The sequence below is a fragment of the Tsuneonella aeria genome (genome assembly GCF_009827495.1).
GTDB lineage: Bacteria > Pseudomonadota > Alphaproteobacteria > Sphingomonadales > Sphingomonadaceae > Tsuneonella > Tsuneonella aeria.
The window spans coordinates 537,017-555,943 of sequence record NZ_WTZA01000002.1 but is presented as its reverse complement, the minus strand read 5'-3'; the positions used below and the strand labels follow the sequence as shown (position 1 = coordinate 555,943).

22 protein-coding genes are annotated in these 18,927 nt (G+C 62.8%); 12 read left to right on the top strand and 10 right to left on the bottom strand.

The annotated features are described in order from the left end of the window. Positions 1-33: 33 nt before the first annotated feature. On the bottom strand, positions 34-687 hold the full coding sequence (locus tag GRI40_RS13220; RefSeq protein ID WP_160611982.1) for a MobA/MobL family protein: 654 nt from the start codon (positions 685-687) through the stop codon (positions 34-36). A 539-nt stretch (positions 688-1,226) separates the two neighbouring features. Here GRI40_RS13220 and GRI40_RS13760 point away from each other — a divergent pair. Next, positions 1,227-1,460 (top strand): hypothetical protein, encoded by a 234-nt coding sequence (locus tag GRI40_RS13760; protein WP_202390355.1) that lies wholly within the window; start codon positions 1,227-1,229, stop codon positions 1,458-1,460. On the opposite strand, the gene GRI40_RS13215 is transcribed toward GRI40_RS13760, so the two are convergent. From GRI40_RS13215 to GRI40_RS13205, 3 genes are all read right to left on the bottom strand, one after another. After that, positions 1,441-2,352, bottom strand: a complete 912-nt coding sequence (locus tag GRI40_RS13215; protein ID WP_160611981.1) for a hypothetical protein — start codon at positions 2,350-2,352, stop codon at positions 1,441-1,443. The genes GRI40_RS13760 and GRI40_RS13215 overlap by 20 nt on opposite strands. Then, the gene (locus tag GRI40_RS13210) at positions 2,327-2,677 is read right to left on the bottom strand and encodes a hypothetical protein (RefSeq protein WP_160611980.1); all 351 of its coding nucleotides are present in this window, start codon (positions 2,675-2,677) and stop codon (positions 2,327-2,329) included. Before GRI40_RS13210 ends, GRI40_RS13215 begins: the two co-directional genes overlap by 26 nt. Before the next feature lie 413 nt (positions 2,678-3,090). Beyond that, positions 3,091-3,624 carry a hypothetical protein gene (locus GRI40_RS13205; protein ID WP_160611979.1) on the bottom strand — a complete coding sequence of 178 codons (534 nt, stop codon included), beginning with the start codon at positions 3,622-3,624 and terminating at the stop codon, positions 3,091-3,093. A gap of 81 nt (positions 3,625-3,705) precedes the next feature. Here GRI40_RS13205 and GRI40_RS13200 point away from each other — a divergent pair, with 81 nt between their 5' ends. The 4 genes from GRI40_RS13200 to GRI40_RS13185 all read left to right on the top strand — a co-directional run bounded on the left by GRI40_RS13200 (position 3,706) and on the right by GRI40_RS13185 (position 5,493). Continuing rightward, positions 3,706-4,014: a hypothetical protein gene (locus GRI40_RS13200; protein WP_160611978.1), complete on the top strand. Its 309-nt coding sequence runs from the start codon at positions 3,706-3,708 to the stop codon at positions 4,012-4,014. Further along, positions 4,011-4,262, top strand: a complete 252-nt coding sequence (locus tag GRI40_RS13195; RefSeq protein ID WP_160611977.1) for a hypothetical protein — start codon at positions 4,011-4,013, stop codon at positions 4,260-4,262. The genes GRI40_RS13200 and GRI40_RS13195 overlap by 4 nt, the downstream gene beginning before the upstream one ends. Next, positions 4,214-4,891 (top strand): hypothetical protein, encoded by a 678-nt coding sequence (locus GRI40_RS13190; RefSeq protein WP_160611976.1) that lies wholly within the window; start codon positions 4,214-4,216, stop codon positions 4,889-4,891. The genes GRI40_RS13195 and GRI40_RS13190 overlap by 49 nt, the downstream gene beginning before the upstream one ends. Before the next feature lie 107 nt (positions 4,892-4,998). After that, on the top strand, positions 4,999-5,493 hold the full coding sequence (locus tag GRI40_RS13185) for a hypothetical protein (protein WP_160611975.1): 495 nt from the start codon (positions 4,999-5,001) through the stop codon (positions 5,491-5,493). On the opposite strand, the gene GRI40_RS13180 is transcribed toward GRI40_RS13185, so the two are convergent. After that, on the bottom strand, positions 5,456-6,175 hold the full coding sequence (locus tag GRI40_RS13180) for a DUF2231 domain-containing protein (protein ID WP_160611974.1): 720 nt from the start codon (positions 6,173-6,175) through the stop codon (positions 5,456-5,458). The two genes, GRI40_RS13185 and GRI40_RS13180, sit on opposite strands and share 38 nt — an antisense overlap. A gap of 195 nt (positions 6,176-6,370) precedes the next feature. Between GRI40_RS13180 and GRI40_RS13175 the strand changes: the two genes are divergently transcribed. The 3 genes from GRI40_RS13175 to GRI40_RS13165 all read left to right on the top strand — a co-directional run bounded on the left by GRI40_RS13175 (position 6,371) and on the right by GRI40_RS13165 (position 8,351). Continuing rightward, positions 6,371-6,724 carry a four-helix bundle copper-binding protein gene (locus tag GRI40_RS13175; protein WP_237489185.1) on the top strand — a complete coding sequence of 118 codons (354 nt, stop codon included), beginning with the start codon at positions 6,371-6,373 and terminating at the stop codon, positions 6,722-6,724. A 137-nt stretch (positions 6,725-6,861) separates the two neighbouring features. Continuing rightward, positions 6,862-7,680, top strand: coding sequence for a DUF305 domain-containing protein (locus tag GRI40_RS13170; protein WP_160611973.1), 819 nt, complete (start codon positions 6,862-6,864; stop codon positions 7,678-7,680). A gap of 110 nt (positions 7,681-7,790) precedes the next feature. Continuing rightward, positions 7,791-8,351: a DUF305 domain-containing protein gene (locus tag GRI40_RS13165; RefSeq protein WP_160611972.1), complete on the top strand. Its 561-nt coding sequence runs from the start codon at positions 7,791-7,793 to the stop codon at positions 8,349-8,351. Here GRI40_RS13165 and GRI40_RS13160 read toward each other — a convergent pair. After that, complete coding sequence (locus GRI40_RS13160; protein ID WP_160611971.1) at positions 8,345-9,421, bottom strand: ion channel; 1,077 nt, start codon at positions 9,419-9,421, stop codon at positions 8,345-8,347. The two genes, GRI40_RS13165 and GRI40_RS13160, sit on opposite strands and share 7 nt — an antisense overlap. Before the next feature lie 301 nt (positions 9,422-9,722). On the opposite strand from GRI40_RS13160, the gene GRI40_RS13155 reads away from it, so the two are divergent. Beyond that, the gene (locus GRI40_RS13155; RefSeq protein WP_202390403.1) at positions 9,723-12,011 is read left to right on the top strand and encodes a heavy metal translocating P-type ATPase; all 2,289 of its coding nucleotides are present in this window, start codon (positions 9,723-9,725) and stop codon (positions 12,009-12,011) included. Positions 12,012-12,141: 130 nt separating this feature from the next. Here the strand turns inward: GRI40_RS13155 and GRI40_RS13150 are convergent, their stop codons facing one another. Further along, positions 12,142-12,354: a hypothetical protein gene (locus GRI40_RS13150; RefSeq protein ID WP_160611969.1), complete on the bottom strand. Its 213-nt coding sequence runs from the start codon at positions 12,352-12,354 to the stop codon at positions 12,142-12,144. 351 nt (positions 12,355-12,705) lie between these two features. Here GRI40_RS13150 and GRI40_RS13145 point away from each other — a divergent pair, with 351 nt between their 5' ends. The 3 genes from GRI40_RS13145 to GRI40_RS13135 all read left to right on the top strand — a co-directional run bounded on the left by GRI40_RS13145 (position 12,706) and on the right by GRI40_RS13135 (position 15,401). Continuing rightward, positions 12,706-13,125: a DUF1622 domain-containing protein gene (locus GRI40_RS13145; protein ID WP_160611968.1), complete on the top strand. Its 420-nt coding sequence runs from the start codon at positions 12,706-12,708 to the stop codon at positions 13,123-13,125. Positions 13,126-13,250: 125 nt separating this feature from the next. After that, the gene (locus GRI40_RS13140; protein ID WP_160611967.1) at positions 13,251-13,697 is read left to right on the top strand and encodes a hypothetical protein; all 447 of its coding nucleotides are present in this window, start codon (positions 13,251-13,253) and stop codon (positions 13,695-13,697) included. Positions 13,698-13,961: 264 nt separating this feature from the next. After that, positions 13,962-15,401 (top strand): glycosyltransferase family 4 protein, encoded by a 1,440-nt coding sequence (locus GRI40_RS13135; RefSeq protein WP_160611966.1) that lies wholly within the window; start codon positions 13,962-13,964, stop codon positions 15,399-15,401. A gap of 30 nt (positions 15,402-15,431) precedes the next feature. Here GRI40_RS13135 and GRI40_RS13130 read toward each other — a convergent pair whose 3' ends face one another. From GRI40_RS13130 to GRI40_RS13120, 3 genes are read right to left on the bottom strand one after another with little or no spacing between them, the layout of a single operon-like run. Then, on the bottom strand, positions 15,432-16,169 hold the full coding sequence (locus GRI40_RS13130; protein WP_237489184.1) for a cytochrome c3 family protein: 738 nt from the start codon (positions 16,167-16,169) through the stop codon (positions 15,432-15,434). Next, complete coding sequence (locus GRI40_RS13125) at positions 16,160-16,900, bottom strand: hypothetical protein (protein WP_160611965.1); 741 nt, start codon at positions 16,898-16,900, stop codon at positions 16,160-16,162. Before GRI40_RS13125 ends, GRI40_RS13130 begins: the two co-directional genes overlap by 10 nt. After that, the gene (locus tag GRI40_RS13120; protein ID WP_160611964.1) at positions 16,900-18,909 is read right to left on the bottom strand and encodes a 2Fe-2S iron-sulfur cluster-binding protein; all 2,010 of its coding nucleotides are present in this window, start codon (positions 18,907-18,909) and stop codon (positions 16,900-16,902) included. The genes GRI40_RS13125 and GRI40_RS13120 overlap by 1 nt, the downstream gene beginning before the upstream one ends. Between the last annotated feature and the right edge of the window lie 18 nt (positions 18,910-18,927).

Here is an 18,927-nt window from a genome sequence, read left to right as displayed (position 1 = left end):
GCACGGCCGTTCGATGGGTCGGTGCGGGGAAATTCAGGCGGCGTAAGGCACGCGCTGCAATCCAGTGCAGCGCAGCCAGGCATCCTCGACGTCGTCGATCTGGCGTGCGGAATATAGCCAGGTTTTCTGGCGCTGGCCCTTGCGTATGTCCTGTCGATATCGCCGCGCGGTGACGATCATGTGGACATGAGGATGGACCACCCAGTTGTCATTGTCATCGCGTTGGGCGTGGCATGCCCAATCAACCACCATGCCTCGTGCAACCAAGGTTTCGTCGATGAAGCGCTCGATCAACCGTGGCCATTCTTCTGGTGCCATTCCTGGCAAGGATGCCACGATGTGGACCCCGGCAGCATCGGTGGGATCCAGCGCCGCCGCGGCGTCGGCTTCCTGCCAAATCAGCAGTCCGTCCCGGTATTTCGCCGGAAAGTGTTGGACGGGATGACGGCGCCCGCTGGCAACGAGATCGGAAGCCTTCGACATGTATCCGTTGGGCAGCGGCCCGAACGTGTCCTCCCCCTCCGTGCGTGTTATGTAGAGCGCGGACGCGACCGCCGTGCGATGAGTCTTGCGCAGCAGCTCCCGCGTGGGGTCAGCCCCATTGGGCGGCATGATCGGCGAGCATCGAAACGGCGGGATTGCCGATTCGGCCAGGTTCATGGTCTTCTTCGCGGTGTTGAACGTCATCTTACTTCCTTGCATTTAGCCGTTTTTAGGCCGCCTGCGTGATGCCGGTTGACACCACGCGAGCCCTGCAGGGCGAGATTGGATTTCTTTTTATTTTCCATTCCCACCCTTGGGCTCGCTAGCGCCGCTCACGCGGCCCTCCTTCCTCTTTGCGCTATCGCGCGCTTTTCCTTCGCTTCGTTCAAGCCGGTGCGACTGAGCGGAGTTTCTAAAGCGACCGCCGTCTGTGTGCTGAAGCTGTATCCGGCCGCACGTTGCCTAAACAATGCGCATTGCGGCTACCGGAGCAGCAGCTGGCTAATTGTCCGGAGTGCCCAGCTTCGCTACCAAGCGCCGGCACTGGAACCGCCGCCGGTTTCAGCTACCGCTTGGCGGTTGTCACAAGGAACCATGGGTTCCGCCAGAGGGCCGCAGGCCCGATCCACGAACGCAGTGAGTGCTCCGGCTTTGGGCCGGCTCCCCTGGAACGCAGTGGAAGGCGCATAGCAAGTTGGTTGTGCACGCCAGTGCATACAAACTTGCGGTATTGCGCCTAAAAAATGCTGCTGCTGCTGCTGCTGCTGCTGCTGTTGCTGTTGCTGTTGCTGTTGCTGTTGCTGTTGCTGTTGCTGTTGCTGTTGCTGTTGCTGTTGCTGTTGCTGCTGTTGTTGCTGCTGTTGAATAAATATTTATGCAACTGCCTCCGGAATTTCTCTTCAACGCATACAAAAAAGGGGGCTAAGGCGCCCCCCTTGTTCCTTGATAAGGCCGGCCTTAGCAGCCGCGGCTCTTAATGTTCGTAAGCGCGCGTATCATCGCATCGATATCACCCCGGTACGCGGTTACTATCCGCAGTATTTCAAGGTGAGCGGACCATTCGATTATCTCATCATCGCTTTTTTTGCTGGTGAATTGGACTGGGTGTAGGTCCATAACGTCGCGGTCCAAAATAGAGCGCAAGCTATCAATCGCGACATCCCCGAACAGCGCGCGCACACCATGCTGATCGGCGAACCGCCAGACGTACTTGGCGATTATATCGGCGCTCATTTGATAACCGGGAATGCCCTCTCTAACGATCGGCTCGAAGCCTCCCGCTTCGTTGACCAAGACGACGTAGCCGGGCGCTAAATGCGCAACTGTTATGTCGGGTTCTAAGCCTGCGGGCACCATTCCCGACCCATCGCGGTCATTGAACAGCCATAGCGGCTCGAATGGCTGCCCGAACCGCCTGGCGGCTGCGGTAGCACTTTCCGCAGCGCCGATCTTGTTGGTGGAAACCACCCACAGACCCTTCACGCGATAACCGTCATCTTCCAGCTTGAAGCCGACGTCTCTCATCGTGTCGCCAAAACTCACAGATGCCGCGAGGATGTTCGCTCCTGCGTCTACGAGAAGTGACTTCGTCCCCGCGAGTGAATTTGAAATGCGGTCAGTAAGTTTCTGCGGGTCTTCGAACACGTCCATTGCTTTCGCGCCAATATCGGCAGCGCTGGATGCACGATTACCCGGGTCGCCATCGAGTGTAAGGATATCCTGATCGAGTAACCGAAAAATCGTCAGCAGCAACATGGTGATCCATGTCTTGCCTTCTCCGCCTGCGTTGGTGATAACCAGCAGGAACAGGCGCAATGCTGTAGCATCTGTCATTGCACCCTCCTCAAAAATCTGTGGCAAAGCGGTCATCGGCGACGGCGCCAAGGCCAGGCCGAGGCGTGGTCGCCTCACTAAGATCGTGAGCTACATCGGAGCTGAGAACGGTTACTGGGCCTGAGGGCGTCATCTCTTGATCGACATCGATAGGCCCAGCAGGTTGGACGGACTCTTCTCGCGATTGCATGCCCTCACCCAACACTTCGTTGAAATAGGCTCGCGAGATTGCAGGTATCTTCTCTTGCTTAATCAGCTCCAGTCGGATTTGGTTTCTCGACTTGCCTGATTGCAGGTCGCTCTCGATGCTTTTTAAGCAACGCTGAATAGCGAAGCCGGCAGTTCCTTTTCTGAACCTCATCTTCTACTTCCTTTCGCGCGTACCGGCGCGTCGGGCTCAGGTAAAATTACAAAAGCCTTAGCTTATAGATTCTTTAGTGCCTAACCTACAAATCGCGTCTTCAATTGATCAAGCACAGGGCACTCTTTTGGCAACGGGGGAAGGTTTTTTTTATCAGTCGCGGCTCGCTGATTTGCACTGGAAGGCCGAACCCGCGCAGACCCGGGCGCCGATCTGATGGGCGGCTACTGGGCCGTGAGGGGACTGTCGGCTTTAAATTCCCAAATTGCAGAAAGCCGTCATTCTGGAAGCGATCCCAACTACCGATGTAGATGCCGTCGTAACTCTAATCCGAAACCACACCCTGGAAGCGCAGCTCTTCGGCGCTTCTGGTTTTCGGGGAGGTCAATGGGAAGCACTTACAGGTGAGCGGATCACCTAATGTCTGTTGTGAGTTCGATTGCTACGAGGTGCCAGCTGAGCCCATCCCGCTCGAAACGATAGCTGTTGCCCCTTGCTTCGCTGCGGCCCGAAGGCGTCGCCACGATTGTATTCAGCCCGGACCAGTCGAACAACCAGCTATCGGTGGTTTCCATTATGCGGGGCATGGGGCCGGCGGGCTCTTCCTCGGGAAAATCTGCGGGCAGTCCGGCGGCGGCTGCGAACTGCCATTCGCCATAAGGTTCGTTGACGAACATCCGCACTGCACGCGGGTCCGACATCGCATCCAGAATGACGTCCTGAGTGTAGGGCGGCTCATAGGTATCGACCTGAGGCGACATCTGATTCTCGAAGGCTGCTCGCACGCGCGCCCGGTCGAATAGAGCGAGCAACTCTTCGGGCGCAGTTTCCCAATCGCTGAGTGCTGCAATCGCCAGCCTGGGCGAAAAAGCATACCAGCTTCCCCCGGCCACAATTACGATTGCGGCGATAGTTGTAACCAGCCAGATGAAGCGGGAGCTCTTCATGATCGAAAACATAGCAGTCCAAGGAGGCTACACCCAACGGATTATCCCGGATCCGGAAATTCGACCGTGGAAGACCGGCGAATGCGCTTTGCCGACCAGCTGGAGCGGCAACATCTGCCGATGCTGCGCCGCCTCAAGAAGGGCGAAATCGGCAATTTCGGTGGGATCGAGTGGCGCTGGAGCGATGGACCGGAAAACGATGGCCTCGGGACCGTGCAAGGCATTGCCTGGTTCCTGCGCGAGCCGGCGGCCTCACTGGCGCGTTACACATCAGATCCGCTTTCCGCGCCGAACAAGCTGGTTTTTCGCGTTCGGATCAGGACCGGATCGTTCGCGAATGGGCGGAACGCATCGGTCCCGAGCGGGCCTAACCCGGTTTCGGGAACATGAGTGTGCCGTGGCTTTCCATCGTCATGCCGCGTACTGAATTCGACGCGCTGCGAAAGAAGAAGGGCTGGAAAATTCCGGCCAACCTGCCGCTGCGTTTCGAACCACGGGCAAATCCCGATTTACCGCCGATCGCATCCGATGTAGCAGGGCAGATTCGCTATTTTGCGCAGACAGAGTTATCTTCTATTCCGCCCCGGATTTGGCGAGCTTCGATGCCATCGTCCTGCGCGATGGTTGCTTCTTTATAGATGAATATGGGGATGACGATCCGCTTGTCCTGTTTCCGTTCGAGGCTGGTGTCTGGCGTGATGAGCAGGGGCACGTCGCCTTTCGCCCCCGCGTTGCAACCGATACCCGCCGGTTCGGGCGTGTCGGGACGCGCCTGCAATTGGGCAGCAGAGGTGAAATCAGCGATCCGCCGGCAGAGCTGATTTCGGCCTGCGGCAACCATCGCGTTGCTGCCGTGACTTCGCTCGATCAGGCGGCGGGGTATGGCAATGACTGGTTCGCCGTGCGCGAATATCGCGACCGCGAAGGGATCAGCAGCGCTGAGGCCATGCGCCGTGCGAACGAATGCCTGCTGGCGCAGGAGCAGACCATGGCGGACAATCGCCTACGTGGCGGGCGCGAACATCCGACACAATGCGCCAAACTGTTCGGCATCTGGGGTAACCCCGTAAACCCGCCTCCGCCGTCGCCGCCGCCCCTGCTGCCCGGAATGCAGACGCAATCCGCCACCGAACCGCTTTTCCCTCCATCGCCTCCCAAGAAGCTGGTGCCGGCCCGTAACGGCGTGTGCCGGTTCGAGGAACGCAACCCTGCCGAACGACCCGGAGAACTGATCGCGACCAACCGCGATTCCAATATGATCTTCTAGGCCGATGAAGGCGCGGCGCTGTGGGATCACCCCAACGGCTTCATCGAGGAAGGCATGGTGATCCCCGGCAAGCGCATCGTCGCGGCGCGCGAAGGGATGAAGGATCTGTGGATCTTCCCCAATCGCGACGGCTCGATCTACCTCCATTCCGGCCCGGAGATATTCGCATGCAGCTAGCCCGAAGACTGGTGAGGATTGCGGCGCTCGCCCTGGTCATACCGCTGACCGCTTGCCAAGGCGCGCCATCATCGCCGCACCTGATTACCATCGCGAAGCCTGCACGTGCGGGAGAGGCGCTGATCCGGGGCGAACTGGCGGTGGTGCGCGGCTGCGTCGTGATGAAAGGTCCCCGCCGCAATTCGACGGACCTGTTCGATCCGGGCGGCACCTTGCTGCCATCTGTTGAAGGGCTCCACGATCCACATTCCGGCAACGACATTCCTTTCGGCCAACGCATTAGCGGCGGAGGGGGCTTTTTGCGCGAGAATGCAAAGGGATGGCCGATTTCGAATGTCGAGCGTTTCTATGGAGTTACGATCCCTGCGGCCTGCCCGAAAGACGACATCATGCGGCTGCGAAACATGGAAGTTCTGGAAGGATGACTGAGCGAAAGATCTTCTCCGCCGCGTTGTCCAGCTTGCTGGCCGCCAGCCTTGCCGGTTGCGCTTCGCAAGATGCTGCATCGCCGCCATTGTCCGATGGCTTACCGTTTCGCGCGGGAGTCGGGACGAGCGGTTTCGCCACGATCCTGTCTGCGCCGCCTGCATCGTTTGATCCGGTCGAACCCCCCGGTGCCCGCACCCCGTACGGCAGAACAGGATGCGGCGGACGCGGATAGAAGCCGCCCGCGAACCATCCAAGAGCGGCGGCGCCGACAGCTCCGATCGCCCCGACGGCCAGCGTCACATGGACCGCGGTTCTCAGAGACGGGTCACGGCGCCACAGGCCGACCAGTTCCACCCCGAGGGCACCGACGAACATCGCGATCGGGAAGTGTATCGCAAGGGTATGTAGCCGGCCGAGCCAACTGACGAGGCGCTCGGAGAACGTCTTGTTCTCGTCGGCGGCTTGTTCGTGCTCCTCCGTTGCCATTTCATGCGCTTCGGCCATGCCTTCGTGCGCGGAAACGGCGGCCTTTCTCGATCCACCTTGTGCTTCGACCTGCTCCTCGCTTGGGCCCGGGCCTGCCCCGAGGTCCTCGTGATCCTCGTGCGCAAACGCCGCGCCTCCCGCCAGCATGAGCACGAAGGCAGCAGCAAGGCTCAGAAGTCGCACCAGTTGCATTGGGGCGTTGCCCTACTGTCCACTCCACACGCGGATTAATACGTTCCAGCTGGCGAGAGCCCTCACCGCTCGCCTTCCCGCGCAGCTCGTCGCTCGTCAGCAACGGGCTGCCGATCAATCTCCTGGAGGAAAGAGGGGGGCACAGCCTGCAGCCGTAGAGTTAGCCGGGCGGGGACCTCGAAACAGGAGAATGCAATGTTCGGTAAGGGCCACTCGATGTCCGCGGAGATGCAGAAGTGCATGGAGGACTGCCACCAATGCCACATGATATGCCTCCAGATGGCCGCCACACACTGCTTGGAAATGGGCGGCAAGCACACCGAGCCGGCTCATATGCGGCTGATGCTAGACTGCGCGGAGATCTGCCAGACGGCCATGAACTTCATGGCGCGTAATTCGGCTCATCACGCCATAACCTGCCGAGCCTGCGCGGAGATCTGCCGGGCCTGTGCCGCGAGCTGCGAGCAGGTCGGCGATATGGAGGACTGCGTGGAGGCTTGCCTGCGTTGCGCGGAAAGCTGCGACCAGATGGCAGCGATGGCTGCCTAAGCCCAGGGCAAGCGGGGCTCGTCCGAACAGCGGCGAAATGCCAGGAGCGTTCGGATGCGCCCCGCATTACCTCGGTGAGCCGCATCCTGTTCGGTGCGCGGGCTCGGCAGTTGCAGTCAGTTCCGAGGAGAAGCGGTATGCGTTCAAAGATCTTCCTAGCGCTGGCCACGGCGGCGGCCCTCTCCGCTTGCGGCGAGAGTACCGAGTCCGCCGACGATACGGAGGCGAGCGCGATCACCGGTGGCGAGTCCGATCCCAACGACCCCTTTGCTCAGGCCGAGGCCGAGATGAACCAACGCATGATGGAGGCGGTGGGCGCGGATGTATCCGACACCTGGGTCAAGCAGATCATCGAACATCACCGGGGCGCCATTGAGATGTCAGAGATCATGCTCGCCCAAAACCCGTCCGAGCATGCTCGCCACATCGCCGAGGACACTATTCGGAAACAAACCGCTGAAATCGAGAAGCTGAGGGCGCTGGTGAGCGGCGCACCCGCCGATCCCAGGAGTCTTGAGCCCTACCGGCCTATTCATGAACGGATGCGAGCCGAGATGAGGGCCGCCGTCGGCGGTGATCCGGCCGAGACCTTCATGCGCAAGATGCTGGCGCATCATCAGGGCGGCGTAGCGCTCTCCGACGTGGTGCTGGATCAGGGGCAAAATGCTCGTGTGCGTCAGCAGGCCCAGCAGACGCGCGCAAACCAGCAAGAAGACGCCAAGATGGTGGAGGACATGCTTGCCGGAAGGCCGATGAGCAGTTCATCGACCCCGGCCTCTCGGCCCGCTGCCTCAGCGCGGCCGACGTCGCAAGCAGCCCCGCCTGGTAGATCGACCTCCTCGGCTGCGGCCCCAACCGCACCAACCCCCGCCAGGTCATCGGCAACGCCTGAGCCGGTCCCTGCCGCGCCCGAGGCTGATCCCCACGCGGGGCACGACATGACGGGAGGACAGTAGTGTCGGGGGGCCTGCTGTGAAAGGCGCAACGACGGCCGCGGAACTGAGGCAAGATCACTCGAAGCCCTGTACTGTGCTTCGGCTTACGCTGCTTAATGGAGAGAATGGGCATGGCTGAGAATACGCATCAGATGATGAAGATGGGTTGGGGCAGGTTGGCAGCGATGGTCGCCACTTCCGTTGTCGTCATGTTCCTCCTGATGTACCAGCTTGTCTACGACCTGGATCATGCAATGTTCAGTACGAACAGGCTCCTCTCATCGCTGATCATGGGAGGCGTAATGACGGTTATCATGCTCGCCTACATGTGGCGGATGTACGAAGGCGTGGGTCTTAAGATTGCTGTCGTCACTGGAGCCCTCTTGGTCGCCGGAGGCTTACTTGCGTTGAACCGGTCTCAGCAGCTTAACAACGACGCCCGCTTCATGAAGTCCATGATCCCTCACCACTCGATTGCAATTAACAATGCGCGCAAATCTCAGATAACAGACCCCCGAGTTCGCGAGCTTGCCGACCAGATAATCAAGTCGCAGGTGCGTGAGATAGCTGAAATGAAGCTGCTCCTCGAGGACCTCGAGCGCAACGGTAGGCGCGGCTCGGAAGTTCTGCCTGCCGCCCCCGCAGTCGTCACGCCTGAGATGGTGCCGGAGATCCGCCAGGCAGTTCAGTGATGCCGCGGTGCACTGCTCGGCTCTATTGCCGTCCAGTCGTAGCTCATGTGTTCAGCAAACGACCGAGCCAGGCCGACCCATTCCCGGCGGGCAGCGATATAGGCGCGCCGGGCCTGCGGGCCGTCGCATGACCCCAAGCCAGCCTCACCGAGGGTGGTGGCAGACCATTCAAACCGTTCATTGTCGTCCGGCTGGCAATCATCGCGGTGTTCCCAGTTTTTCAAAAGGGAGCCCTTGGTCTGCTGCAGTAGGTCCATGCCGCTCCCCCAAAGCAGGTTTACTGCTGCTGACCTCTTCAGGCCCTCGAAAGGCTGACCCAGCACGGTCCTGATCAGCGTCGCGGTTTCGAGCGTGAGGTACGCAACTTTTGCCATCGCGTAGCGTGGATCCCGCATCCGGAAGTAGTGGAGCACAGGGTACGAATGGTGCGATTCCAGCAGATCGAGCACCCTCGCCCCGATCTCGGTCAACTGAATGCGCCCGCCGCTGGCGTCTCCTGAACAAAGGCCGGTGACCAGCGTCGCGGCGTCGCCGCGCCCTGCGGAAAGATGATGCAGCATCTGAGCGAGTGTGTTTCGCCGCACGAGTGCGGCGTAGACCGACATGAAGTAGGTCAGCGTCAGGGTAAGAACCGAGAAGCCAATCCCCGCCTGCACGATCATCAACACGCGGTACGCCGTTGTCCTTGGCACCAGATCACCAGTCCCTAGCGTCGTGAGCGAATAGCCGGAGTAGTACACTGACGCCCAGAAATCCGTCGGCGTCCTCCCGCTGCTTGCCTGAACTTCGGTGCCCATGGCCGGCCAGCAAATTAGAGCAAAGCCGAAGAGGAGCAGCAGGAACCAGAGTGCAACCGTTTGGGCCATCATCATAGGCCCAACGAACGAAAGAAACAGGTCCTTGTGCTTGCCTGCCAAGGGCGTGACGGTTCTAAAAGCAGACCAGGTTAGGCGATACATCCGCGAGGTGATGAGGCTCACTCCGATTCGGGCGTAGAACACAGTTAGGAAAACGTCGGCCAACGCGACAAGCACGGCAGCTGCACCGGTCGTGACTAGTAGTGCGTCCACAGGTGCATCCCTCCATGGTAGGTGGCTCGCCCTTCTATCCCTGCGGTCTTGCCGCCCAAGGAGCGAATTCAGTAAACGCCGTCTGGATCGAGGCTGTTCCGGGTAAATCCGGTAAGGCGGGAGTGCGGCCAAGAATTGAAACTTGACCCTGACATGGTGACAAACTCCACTATGGGCGGGTCGCGAAGCCCGGAGGAACGGCGTGTCAGACAATCACCATCACCACGGCCAGGACGGAGCAGCCAGCGCCGGTGCCGGCCCGACGGCACACGGGCAACGGGTGCGCGATCCCGTTTGCGGAATGCAGGTCGATCCGCAAACCGCTCAAGATCGCCATCGGCTTGGCGAAACCACATACTATTTCTGTAGCGCCCGCTGCCTCGACAAGTTCAAGGCCGATCCCGACCGCTACCTCAATCCGCCCGGGACCGATCCGGCGGTGACCAACCCCGCGATGGGGTCCCTGCCCGAGGCGGCTGAGGGCTCGGTCTGGACTTGCCCGATGCATCCGCAGATCAGGCGCAACGGCCCGGGAAGCTGCCCGATTTGCGGTATGGCGCTCGAGCCTATGGAGCCGACGCTCGAGGAAGGACCGAACCCCGAGTTGGTCGATATGACCCGCCGTCTGTGGGTCAGCGCGGTGTTTACTATTCCGCTTCTCATCCTTGTGATGGGCGGCGAGCTGTTCGGTCTCGAGCTCCTGCCCATGAACACCTCGATGTGGGTACAGTTGGCGCTTTCCACGCCCGTCGTCCTCTGGGGTGGATGGCCGTTCTTTGAGCGCTTCTGGGCCTCGCTGAGGAACAGGCACCTCAACATGTTCACCCTGATCGGCCTCGGCGTCGGCGTCGCCTATGGCTACAGTGTCGTGGCGGCGCTCGCACCGGATCTGTTCCCGGCGTCTCTGCGGACAATGGGTGGCCTCGTCCCGGTCTATTTCGAGGCAGCGGCCGTAATCACGACCCTGGTCCTCCTCGGGCAGGTGCTTGAGCTCAGGGCCCGATCAGCGACCGGGCGGGCAATCAAGGCGCTCCTCGGGCTCGCACCGAAGACGGCGCGGCGCGTGGGCGAAGACGGCAGCGAAGAGGACATCGCCCTTGAAGCCGTGCACGTTGGCGATCTTCTGAGAATCCGTCCCGGCGAGAAGGTCCCGGTTGACGGCACCGTCACCGAAGGTCGGAGCTCGGTGGACGAGTCCATGCTCACAGGGGAACCGGTTCCGGTAGAGAAGGTCCCAGGCGGGAAGGTGACCGGCGCCACGATCAACGGCACTGGCTCGCTTCTCATGCGGGCGGAGCGCGTCGGACGCGACACGATGCTATCGCAGATAGTGCGGATGGTTGCCGACGCACAACGCTCGCGCGCGCCAATCCAGGCACTGGCGGACAAAGTGAGTGCGTGGTTCGTGCCGGCAGTCGTTCTCGTCGCCCTCACCGCCTTCGCCGTCTGGTCGCTTATCGGCCCCGAACCGCGCCTGGCCCACGCCTTGGTGAACGCAGTGGCGGTCCTGATCATAGCCTGCCCCTGCGCCCTCGGCCTCGCCACACCGATGTCGATCATGGTGGGCACTGGACGAGGCGCCACCGCCGGCGTGCTGGTCAAGAACGCCGAGGCGCTCGAGCTGATGGAGCGCATCGACACCTTGGTGGTGGACAAGACCGGCACGCTCACCTTGGGCAAGCCGAAGCTCGTGGCCGTCGAGCCGGTCAATGACTTCCAGCCCGACGAGGTGCTCGCGCTTGCCGCGGCTCTAGAGCGCGGCAGTGAGCATCCCTTGGCTGCAGCGATCGTCGAGGGCGCCGAGGAGCGCAACCTTGCGCTTCCCGGTACCACCGACTTCGCTTCCCACACCGGCAAGGGCGTTTCGGGGGTAGTGGGTGGCCGCGAGGTCGCGCTCGGCAACCAGGCCCTGCTGCGGGATCGCGACGTCGACAGCAGCGCTCTGGAGCCCAAGGCGGACCAGCATCGCGCCGAGGGCGAAGGAGTGATGTTCGTTGCCGTGGACGGGCGGCTCGCGGGCCTGGTGGTCGTGGCCGATCCGATCAAGGAAAGCGCGGTCGAAGCGGTCGCGGCGCTAAAGCGGCAGCATGTTCATGTCGTGATGATGACCGGCGACAATCGGCGGACCGCCGAAGCCGTCGCCCGTCGTGTCGGCATCGAAGAGGTGATCGCCGACGTGCTGCCCAGCCAGAAGCAGGCCAAGGTCGAAGAACTGCGCAGACAGGGCCGCCGCGTCGCCATGGCAGGCGATGGCATCAACGACGCCCCGGCTCTCGCTGCCGCGGATGTCGGTATCGCGATGGGTACGGGTACCGACGTGGCAATGGAGAGCGCCGCTGTGACCTTGGTGAAGGGTGACCTCGGCGGCATCGTTCGGGCGCGCAGGCTGAGCAAGGCGACCATGCGTAACATCCGCGAGAATCTGTTCTTCTCGTTTGTCTTCAACGCTGCCGGTGTGCCGATAGCCGCCGGCGTACTCTATCCGTGGTTCGGGATACTGTTGAGCCCGGTCATTGCGGGCGCGGCCATGGCGTTCAGTTCGGTCGCCGTGATCGGGAATTCACTGCGGCTTCGGACTGCTCGCCTTTGACGGTCAAGCGCGAAGTCGAAACCCTGTGAGGCGGCCGCGGCGATACTTCGCGCCACCATCTGGATAGTCAAAGGCGCCGTGAGGACCGGCAGGCGGGCAAATTGCGTTTGCACCGCCTGCCGTCCGCCGGTTAGCTCTTGCCGAGAATTTCGACGCACCGACCGTGCGAAAGGTTCATCGGATTGCGGCCCTGGTTCTTCAACTCGTTGTGGTCGTGACGCTGGTTGAGCCCCATGTCACGCTCCATCTCTTGGCAGCTTTCGATCTCTGCCTGAGTAGCTGGCGTGGTCACACAGCCAGACAAAAGGACGGCAAACGCTGCAACGGGAACAAATGCTTTCATGGTCTTTTCCTTCCGAAGATAAGCGCCTCGGCATCCCCCCTTGTTGTACGAGCCGCCTGATCTAGGTGGTTTGTTCCTCCTGCGTTCGCAGCTTTGTAAATTATCCTGCGGCGGGGCCTGTTGACCCTCGTTTAGCGCGATCACGGTAAGCGGAGCACAGGTCGCCGCCAAACGTGACAACGAACAGCGTCCCCGCCGGCCAATCTGTTGTAACCCAAAAGCCACGCGCGAACGCGCCCGCCCGAACTGATCGGTGCGACCACCGTGTCCTAGACGTCATCAAAGCTGGCCGATCTGGCGCGACAGTGTCACAGATATCGTTGTTCCAGAGGCAAACATCGAGGACGGCGCATGATCGATCCCAACATCGCAGCAGCGTGGCTGGGCCCTTTCCTGAGATGGTCGGTGATTTTGCTCGAGCTCGCCGGAACGCTCACGATCCTGATCGGCGCCGCGTACGCCACGGTCATGTTCGCGCGGGCCACGCTGCGTCCGACTGCCGATGACGCGTTCAGATCGTTCCGTTCGTCGCTGGGCCGAAGCATCCTCGTGGGCCTCGAGTTTCTTGTCGCCGGCGATATCGTGAAGTCGCTGGTGATGAACCCGACCCTGCAGGACCTGCTGGTTCTGGCGGGTCTCATCTTCATCCGGACGTTTCTCAGCATATCGCTCGGCGTCGAGATCAATGGGCACTGGCCCTGGCAGGAGGCCAGGTTGTCGGGTGCAGTTACCGAGGGATCTCGTACGAAGCGGGAGCCGCCAAGTCACTGAAGTGACCATGCAAGGCCCCTGTGAACATTACGTATCCCGGACATCGGTTCGGAGGAGCATTCTCACATCCAGAAGTCCGGGCCTCTGCACGGACATCGTTACTCGATTTGGTGGGAGTGAAGACAATGGAGCGGAAGATCGTAATTGGCCTTGCGGCGCTGGGCTTGGTGGCGGTGGGCGGCGTGGTGGCATGGGCGGACGAAGCGCCGACGCCGGAGCCGACGGTTACGGCCCACACATCCACCGACCCGGCGCCCGCCGCAGCGCAGCGCCAGAAGGCCTCGGATGCGCCGCAGCCGGACAGCTCGGCAGGGCATTCTGCCGTCGCCGACAATGGCGAAAAGATGCACGAGGAAATGATGAGCAGCCGCGCCCACGAGATGGGCATGGAGCACGGTGCGCGGCAGATGCACGACGAGATGCGTGATCGCCAGATGCCCCAGCAAATGAGCGGCATGCCGGCATCCGGCGCCCAGGCCGGCGCGCCCATGAAGATGGGTGATCCGTGCAGCGGGAGTGGCTGCAAGGCCGGTGATCCAGCTCCGGCGCCGATGCCCATGGGGCACATGTAATCGGCAGGATCCTGCCCTTATCTACCTCGCCCGCCGCCGCGACCGTACCGGCATGGGCAGATGAACTGACACGGCGGAGCGAAGGCGACACGGCGGTAGCGGCGCCGCTGTCGCCGCGGTGGCTGCTGCACGGGCCCCGCTGGCTCAAGAAATGCCCAGCGCGGTCCCGCGGCGGCCCCGAGTAGGCAGGAGCTCGGGCTGTACAATGACCGTTTCGCCGCGGTCTCGGGGACGAGGCGCACGGCGACAGACTCAGGAACGCCGATGAATTTCGACCACCCGGTTCTAGACCGCCGCTCGGCCCCCGCTTCGGGTGCCCAGATCCGCTCGATCTTCTCGCAGCTCAAGCCCGCGGCAGGGGAGACGCGTCACATCGCGCTGATCGGCACTTACGCCCCGCGCAAGTGCGGCATCGCCACCTTCGGCACCGACGTGTTCGAGAAGCTCGCCGAGTTCCATCCGAACATCCGCGTGGACATCTATGCGCTCGACGATCCGAAGGCGCCGCTCGATTACCAGGGGATCGCCGGCACGATCGCCTACGACGACCCCGCCGCTTATGCGCGCGCCGCCCGTCAGATCAACGAGAGCGGCGTCGATGCTGTCTGGCTGCAGCACGAATACGGCATCTTCGGCGGGCCCGAGGGCGAGATGGTGTGCGACTTCGTTGACCGCCTGGCCGCGCCGCTGATCCTCACGCCCCACACCGTGCTGACCGATCCGAGCGAGGTGCGGTATGGCATCCTCGATCACCTGGTCCGCCGCTCGAGCCGGATCATGACGATGAGCCGCTTCTCGCGCGATCTGCTCGCCGAGAAGTACCACGCCCCGCACGAGATCCTCCAGCTTATCCCGCACGGCGCGCCCGACCGGCCGTTCGGCCGTTCCGAGGCGTTCAAGGAGCGCATGGGCCTCGCCGGCAAGAACGTGCTGATGACGTTCGGCCTGCTCGGCCCCGGCAAGGGCCTCGAGCGCGTGATCGAGGCGCTGCCGGCGATCGTCGCCAAGCATTCCGACACGGTCTATCGCATCGTCGGCGCGACGCACCCGACCCTGGTCGCGCGCGACGGCGAAGCTTACCGCGAGGAGCTGCAGGACTGCGCCGAGCGCCTCGGCGTGGCCGATCACATCGAATGGGTGAACCGCTTTGTCGAGACCGACGAGCTGCTTGACCAGCTCGAGGCCTGCGACATCTACGTCACGCCTTATTTCAACCTTCAGCAGTCGACCTCGGGCACGCTCAGCTACGCGGTCGCGCTCGGCAAGGCTGTCGTCTCGACGCCGTACCTCCATGCCAAGGAGCTGCTCGCGGGCGATGCCGGCGTGCTGATCGATCCCGACAGCGCGCCTGCGATCGCCGGGGCGGTCACCGCGCTGCTCGACGACCGGAGCGAGCTGCTCGCCTTGCAGCGGCGCGCTTATGCCATGGGCCGCCAGACGATCTGGCCGCGTTTCGCCGACGGCGCCGCCGCGCTGATCGAAACCGCGGTCGCCCCGGCCGGCCACATCGCTCCGATCACCGCCACGCCGGGCCTCGCCGACGTGTTCGCGATGAGCGACCACACCGGCATGTTCCAGCACGCGATCGGCGTCGTCGCGGACCGCCGCCACGGCTATTGCCTCCATGGCGCAGAGAAGCGACAGGCGCGGCTGCTGACAGCGTCAGCTTCGAGCTTCGCAGCAACGGGTGGCCTGGAAGGCTGAGCCGACGCGCGGCCTACCGGACTCTGCCGATCAGTGGTGGTCGTACCACCCGACGCGGCGGATATTGTTCCAGGCATCGGTGGTGTGGCACGCATAACATTGCTCCACCGAAGCCTTCTCCCCCGCTACCCGCTGCGAAACCATGGTGAAGTGCATCATGTAGTGGCTCGGCGGGGCCTGGTGGCATTGTGAGCATTCGGTTGAGTTGACGGACGGGTGCCGGAACCCTTCGATCTGCCATTTGTCCGTGCCGTGACAGCTGCTGCACGTCTGCCCGAACAGCCTGGCGTGGGGATCGCGGTTCGAGTGACAACTCGCACAGTTGAGAGAGCTTAGCGGATCGCCGTTGGGCTCAGGAGACCTGCTTGGGGTGGAAACCCGCTCCGGCCGTCGCGCCCACAGGTCGCCCAGGACGAGCGCCGCATGGTCCATGCGCACTATGCCGGCATCGCCCTCGTGCTCGACGTGACAGCTGGTGCATTCCTTGGCCTGGGCATGGAATTGCGTCGACTGCTTGTTGCCGAAGTCGGTCGCGGCGTGACAGGCAATGCATTTGGTCGGCTCGACGCCTTCGTGAGGCTTGTGGCAGGCGGTGCACTGGTCGGCAAAGGCCGCGTGGGACGTTGAGATCGGCCCGGGCTGGACCAGTCCTTGCCATCCCGAGACCGCGCTGTCCGTTTCGTGGACCAGTAAGGGTACGCCCGCGGCAATCAGCAGGCCGATCGCAATAAACGCGAGGTAGAGGCCGTTGGCGATCTTCAAAGCCAACGGAGCCCGTAGTAAAGGCCTGCCCACACGTGCAGCACCACAAGCACGACGAGGACGATCGCAAGAACTGTGTGCAGAATGAGCCACCGGCGAAGCAGGCTTCCCGCCAATTCTTCGGATCGTATGGCGTACTCGGTATCAGCTATGGCGCCGGCGAGATCGGTCAAGTCGTCTGCCCCTTCCGGCGGTGATACGCGTTCGTCGCCCAGCAGTGCGAACAGCCACGCGTGAGGCCGTTCGACAGGGGGAGAGACCGAGTCCTGCGAATGAGGCTCGGCAGTCCGTCGCTCTTCGATGGCGCTCCGAAGCGCAGCGAGTTCCGATCTACGGCCCCGGACGGCGCGTCCAATCTGCCCGAGGATGTAACGGCCGACGTACCCACTCAGCACCACGAGCAACAGCGTGCCGGTGAGCGAGATACCTAACGGGCTGTTGAACTTGTGAGCGGCGTGCACGACGGCCAGGATTGCGCCCCCAATCCCCGCGACGACGTGGATCCACAACAGGGTGCCGGCGGAGACCCGCCGGGAGACGCGGTCACGCACCGCGGGGACGCGCTTCACGACAGAGTAGCCCATCGCGACGAGCATCAGCACTGCGGCCGTGATCCCGATGAGGCTGCCCACAAGGCTGCCGGGAAAGCGGGGGGACACGTGGACGAGGAAGCCCAGCGGAAACACGAGCAGAAGCACGACGAGGGCGCCGACGATCGTTCCATTGCGTGGCTGCATCAGGCTTCCACCACCAGCGGCACCCCGGTACCTTTCGCCTGGCACGCCAGGATGTAACCCTCGGCCTTGTCAGACGGATCAAGCCCGCTTTCGACGGCCATTGTCACCTGCCCTTCGAGAAGCCGCGTCACGCACACACCGCATTCACCGATACGGCACGAGTAGGGAATCTCAACACCGGCACCCTCGGCGGCTTCGAGCACCGTCTGGTCGGCCGGCAGGGCTGCGGACACCCCGGACACCGAGAAGGTCACCGTCGCCGGTGCGACGTCGCTGGCGCTCGCCGTCTGGGGCGCCGCAAGGCCCGACGCTTCCGGCGGAAGCGGCGCGGCAGGATCGAGCGTGCTCAACGCACCCGGGGCGTGATCACTCGGAAGCGATGCCGGCCCGAATGCCTCACTGTGGATCTGGGCGTCCGGGACGCCGAGCTCACCAAGAATCCGTTTCATCGCCACCATCATGGCCGGAGGACCACACAGATGAACGCGGCGGCTGGCGATGTCTGGCACGGCTGCTTGGAGGAGATCGCCGGTTATCGGCCCTTGCGGCCCCAGCCAGACCGTACCGGGGGTTCGCTGCATGGACGCAAAAACGTGCAGCTTCGCGTGCCGTCTCTCGAGCTGCTCGAGTTCCTCGCGGAAAATGAACTCTTCGGTCGAGCGGGCTCCATAGACAAAGAAGATCTCGCCCTGCCAGGCCGTGTCGGTCAGATATCGCAGCACCGACATCATCGGCGTGATCCCGACGCCCCCGGCAATCAGCACGATGCTGTCGGCATCCGAGCCGGTAAAGGTGAAGGAGCCATAGGGTCCCATGACCTTCAGCTGCTCTCCGACGCTCACCTGATCGTGCAGATAGCGAGAAACCGCCCCAAGCTCCTCCCGCTTGACGGTCAGTTCCACGTACCCTCGCTGCGTGGGGGAAGAGGCGATCGTATAAGAGCGACGCGAGCGTGCGCCGTCGTCGAGCTCGATCTCGACCTGCAGGAACTGACCCGGAAGAAAGTCGAACGGGAGGCGGCCGGACGCGGGCTCGACCAGGCGGAACGTGGCGACGGTCGGCGTCTCGCGAAAGATCTGTGCGACCCGCAGTTCACCCGACCAAGGCCTCGGACGTCGCAGCGCCGCCCCGCCCGCGGGCGACGAATTGCTCGTCTCTAGACGGCCTTCCGCGCTCGCGGGGAGTCCGACCGCTGGGTTCTGAGGCACTGACAGCGGATTAACGCGAGCGGTTTTCTCCGACGCTCTGGGAGCGACCGGAAGGGGAGCGGCGGTTGCGCTTGCGCCACCCGCAGCGAGCTCCCGCACCCGCCGCCAGCGAAGATATTGCAGCGCCAGCAGCGCCAGCGAGACCAGCGTCAGCACGCTCATCAGCAGCAGGTGGCCTGCGCTTAATCCAAACAGCGTCTCCTGGCCGGTCTCGTGATCCGTCAACGGCGCAAGGTTGGTCTGCGCGCGAAACCAGTCGAGCGCCACGGCTTGCGGAGCGGCGTTGCCGTCCAGTGCATTTTGCGCTGCAGTGCCGCTCTGAAAAAGGGCGAGGCCCTCGCTGATGGCGCGCGCGGCCTCCGCCGACTGAGCGGCGCTGGTAGCATCGTTTGCCGCCTTCGAGCCTTGCTCCATGAGCTGCAGTCCGCGATGGATGCGGTCCTGGGCTTCTCGAGCGAGCTGGTGTTTCTGCTCCTCATTGAGGTCGGGCATGGCGATCAGCCGGCTGAAGAAGGGTGCCGTCGGACGCCCATGCTCGGCTTCCATTTCCCCGCCCATCATGTCGCCCATCATCTCGCCCATGCCCGCCATCCCCTGGGCATCGGGCGTGGCGGAGGCGGCGGTCGCCGGCGCGGCGGTCACCGGGACCGCCGGACTCCCCTCGGGGTGATGCCCGGAATGCTGGTCTCCCGCGGGCCCAGGATCCACCGCGGCTTGGGCGTACGCCGCCCCGGCACACCAGAAAACGAGCGCGACGAGGGTCGCGCTCGCTTGCCGGCGCAAAAAGCGAATTGAAGTCATGCGAGCAACAGTAACCGC

Coding starts and splice junctions, on each gene's coding strand:
- GRI40_RS13125 (WP_160611965.1), bottom strand. CDS start 16,900: ATGCAGCCACGCAATGGAACGATCGTCGGCGCCCTCGTCGTGCTTCTG.
- GRI40_RS13220 (WP_160611982.1), bottom strand. CDS start 687: ATGACGTTCAACACCGCGAAGAAGACCATGAACCTGGCCGAATCGGCA.
- GRI40_RS13175 (WP_237489185.1), top strand. CDS start 6,371: ATGTTCGGTAAGGGCCACTCGATGTCCGCGGAGATGCAGAAGTGCATG.
- GRI40_RS13170 (WP_160611973.1), top strand. CDS start 6,862: ATGCGTTCAAAGATCTTCCTAGCGCTGGCCACGGCGGCGGCCCTCTCC.
- GRI40_RS13120 (WP_160611964.1), bottom strand. CDS start 18,909: ATGACTTCAATTCGCTTTTTGCGCCGGCAAGCGAGCGCGACCCTCGTC.
- GRI40_RS13140 (WP_160611967.1), top strand. CDS start 13,251: ATGGAGCGGAAGATCGTAATTGGCCTTGCGGCGCTGGGCTTGGTGGCG.
- GRI40_RS13205 (WP_160611979.1), bottom strand. CDS start 3,624: ATGAAGAGCTCCCGCTTCATCTGGCTGGTTACAACTATCGCCGCAATC.
- GRI40_RS13210 (WP_160611980.1), bottom strand. CDS start 2,677: ATGAGGTTCAGAAAAGGAACTGCCGGCTTCGCTATTCAGCGTTGCTTA.
- GRI40_RS13155 (WP_202390403.1), top strand. CDS start 9,723: ATGCAGGTCGATCCGCAAACCGCTCAAGATCGCCATCGGCTTGGCGAA.
- GRI40_RS13200 (WP_160611978.1), top strand. CDS start 3,706: ATGCGCTTTGCCGACCAGCTGGAGCGGCAACATCTGCCGATGCTGCGC.
- GRI40_RS13150 (WP_160611969.1), bottom strand. CDS start 12,354: ATGAAAGCATTTGTTCCCGTTGCAGCGTTTGCCGTCCTTTTGTCTGGC.
- GRI40_RS13135 (WP_160611966.1), top strand. CDS start 13,962: ATGAATTTCGACCACCCGGTTCTAGACCGCCGCTCGGCCCCCGCTTCG.
- GRI40_RS13165 (WP_160611972.1), top strand. CDS start 7,791: ATGGCTGAGAATACGCATCAGATGATGAAGATGGGTTGGGGCAGGTTG.
- GRI40_RS13215 (WP_160611981.1), bottom strand. CDS start 2,352: ATGACCGCTTTGCCACAGATTTTTGAGGAGGGTGCAATGACAGATGCT.
- GRI40_RS13180 (WP_160611974.1), bottom strand. CDS start 6,175: ATGCAACTGGTGCGACTTCTGAGCCTTGCTGCTGCCTTCGTGCTCATG.
- GRI40_RS13760 (WP_202390355.1), top strand. CDS start 1,227: ATGCTGCTGCTGCTGCTGCTGCTGCTGCTGTTGCTGTTGCTGTTGCTG.
- GRI40_RS13195 (WP_160611977.1), top strand. CDS start 4,011: ATGAGTGTGCCGTGGCTTTCCATCGTCATGCCGCGTACTGAATTCGAC.
- GRI40_RS13145 (WP_160611968.1), top strand. CDS start 12,706: ATGATCGATCCCAACATCGCAGCAGCGTGGCTGGGCCCTTTCCTGAGA.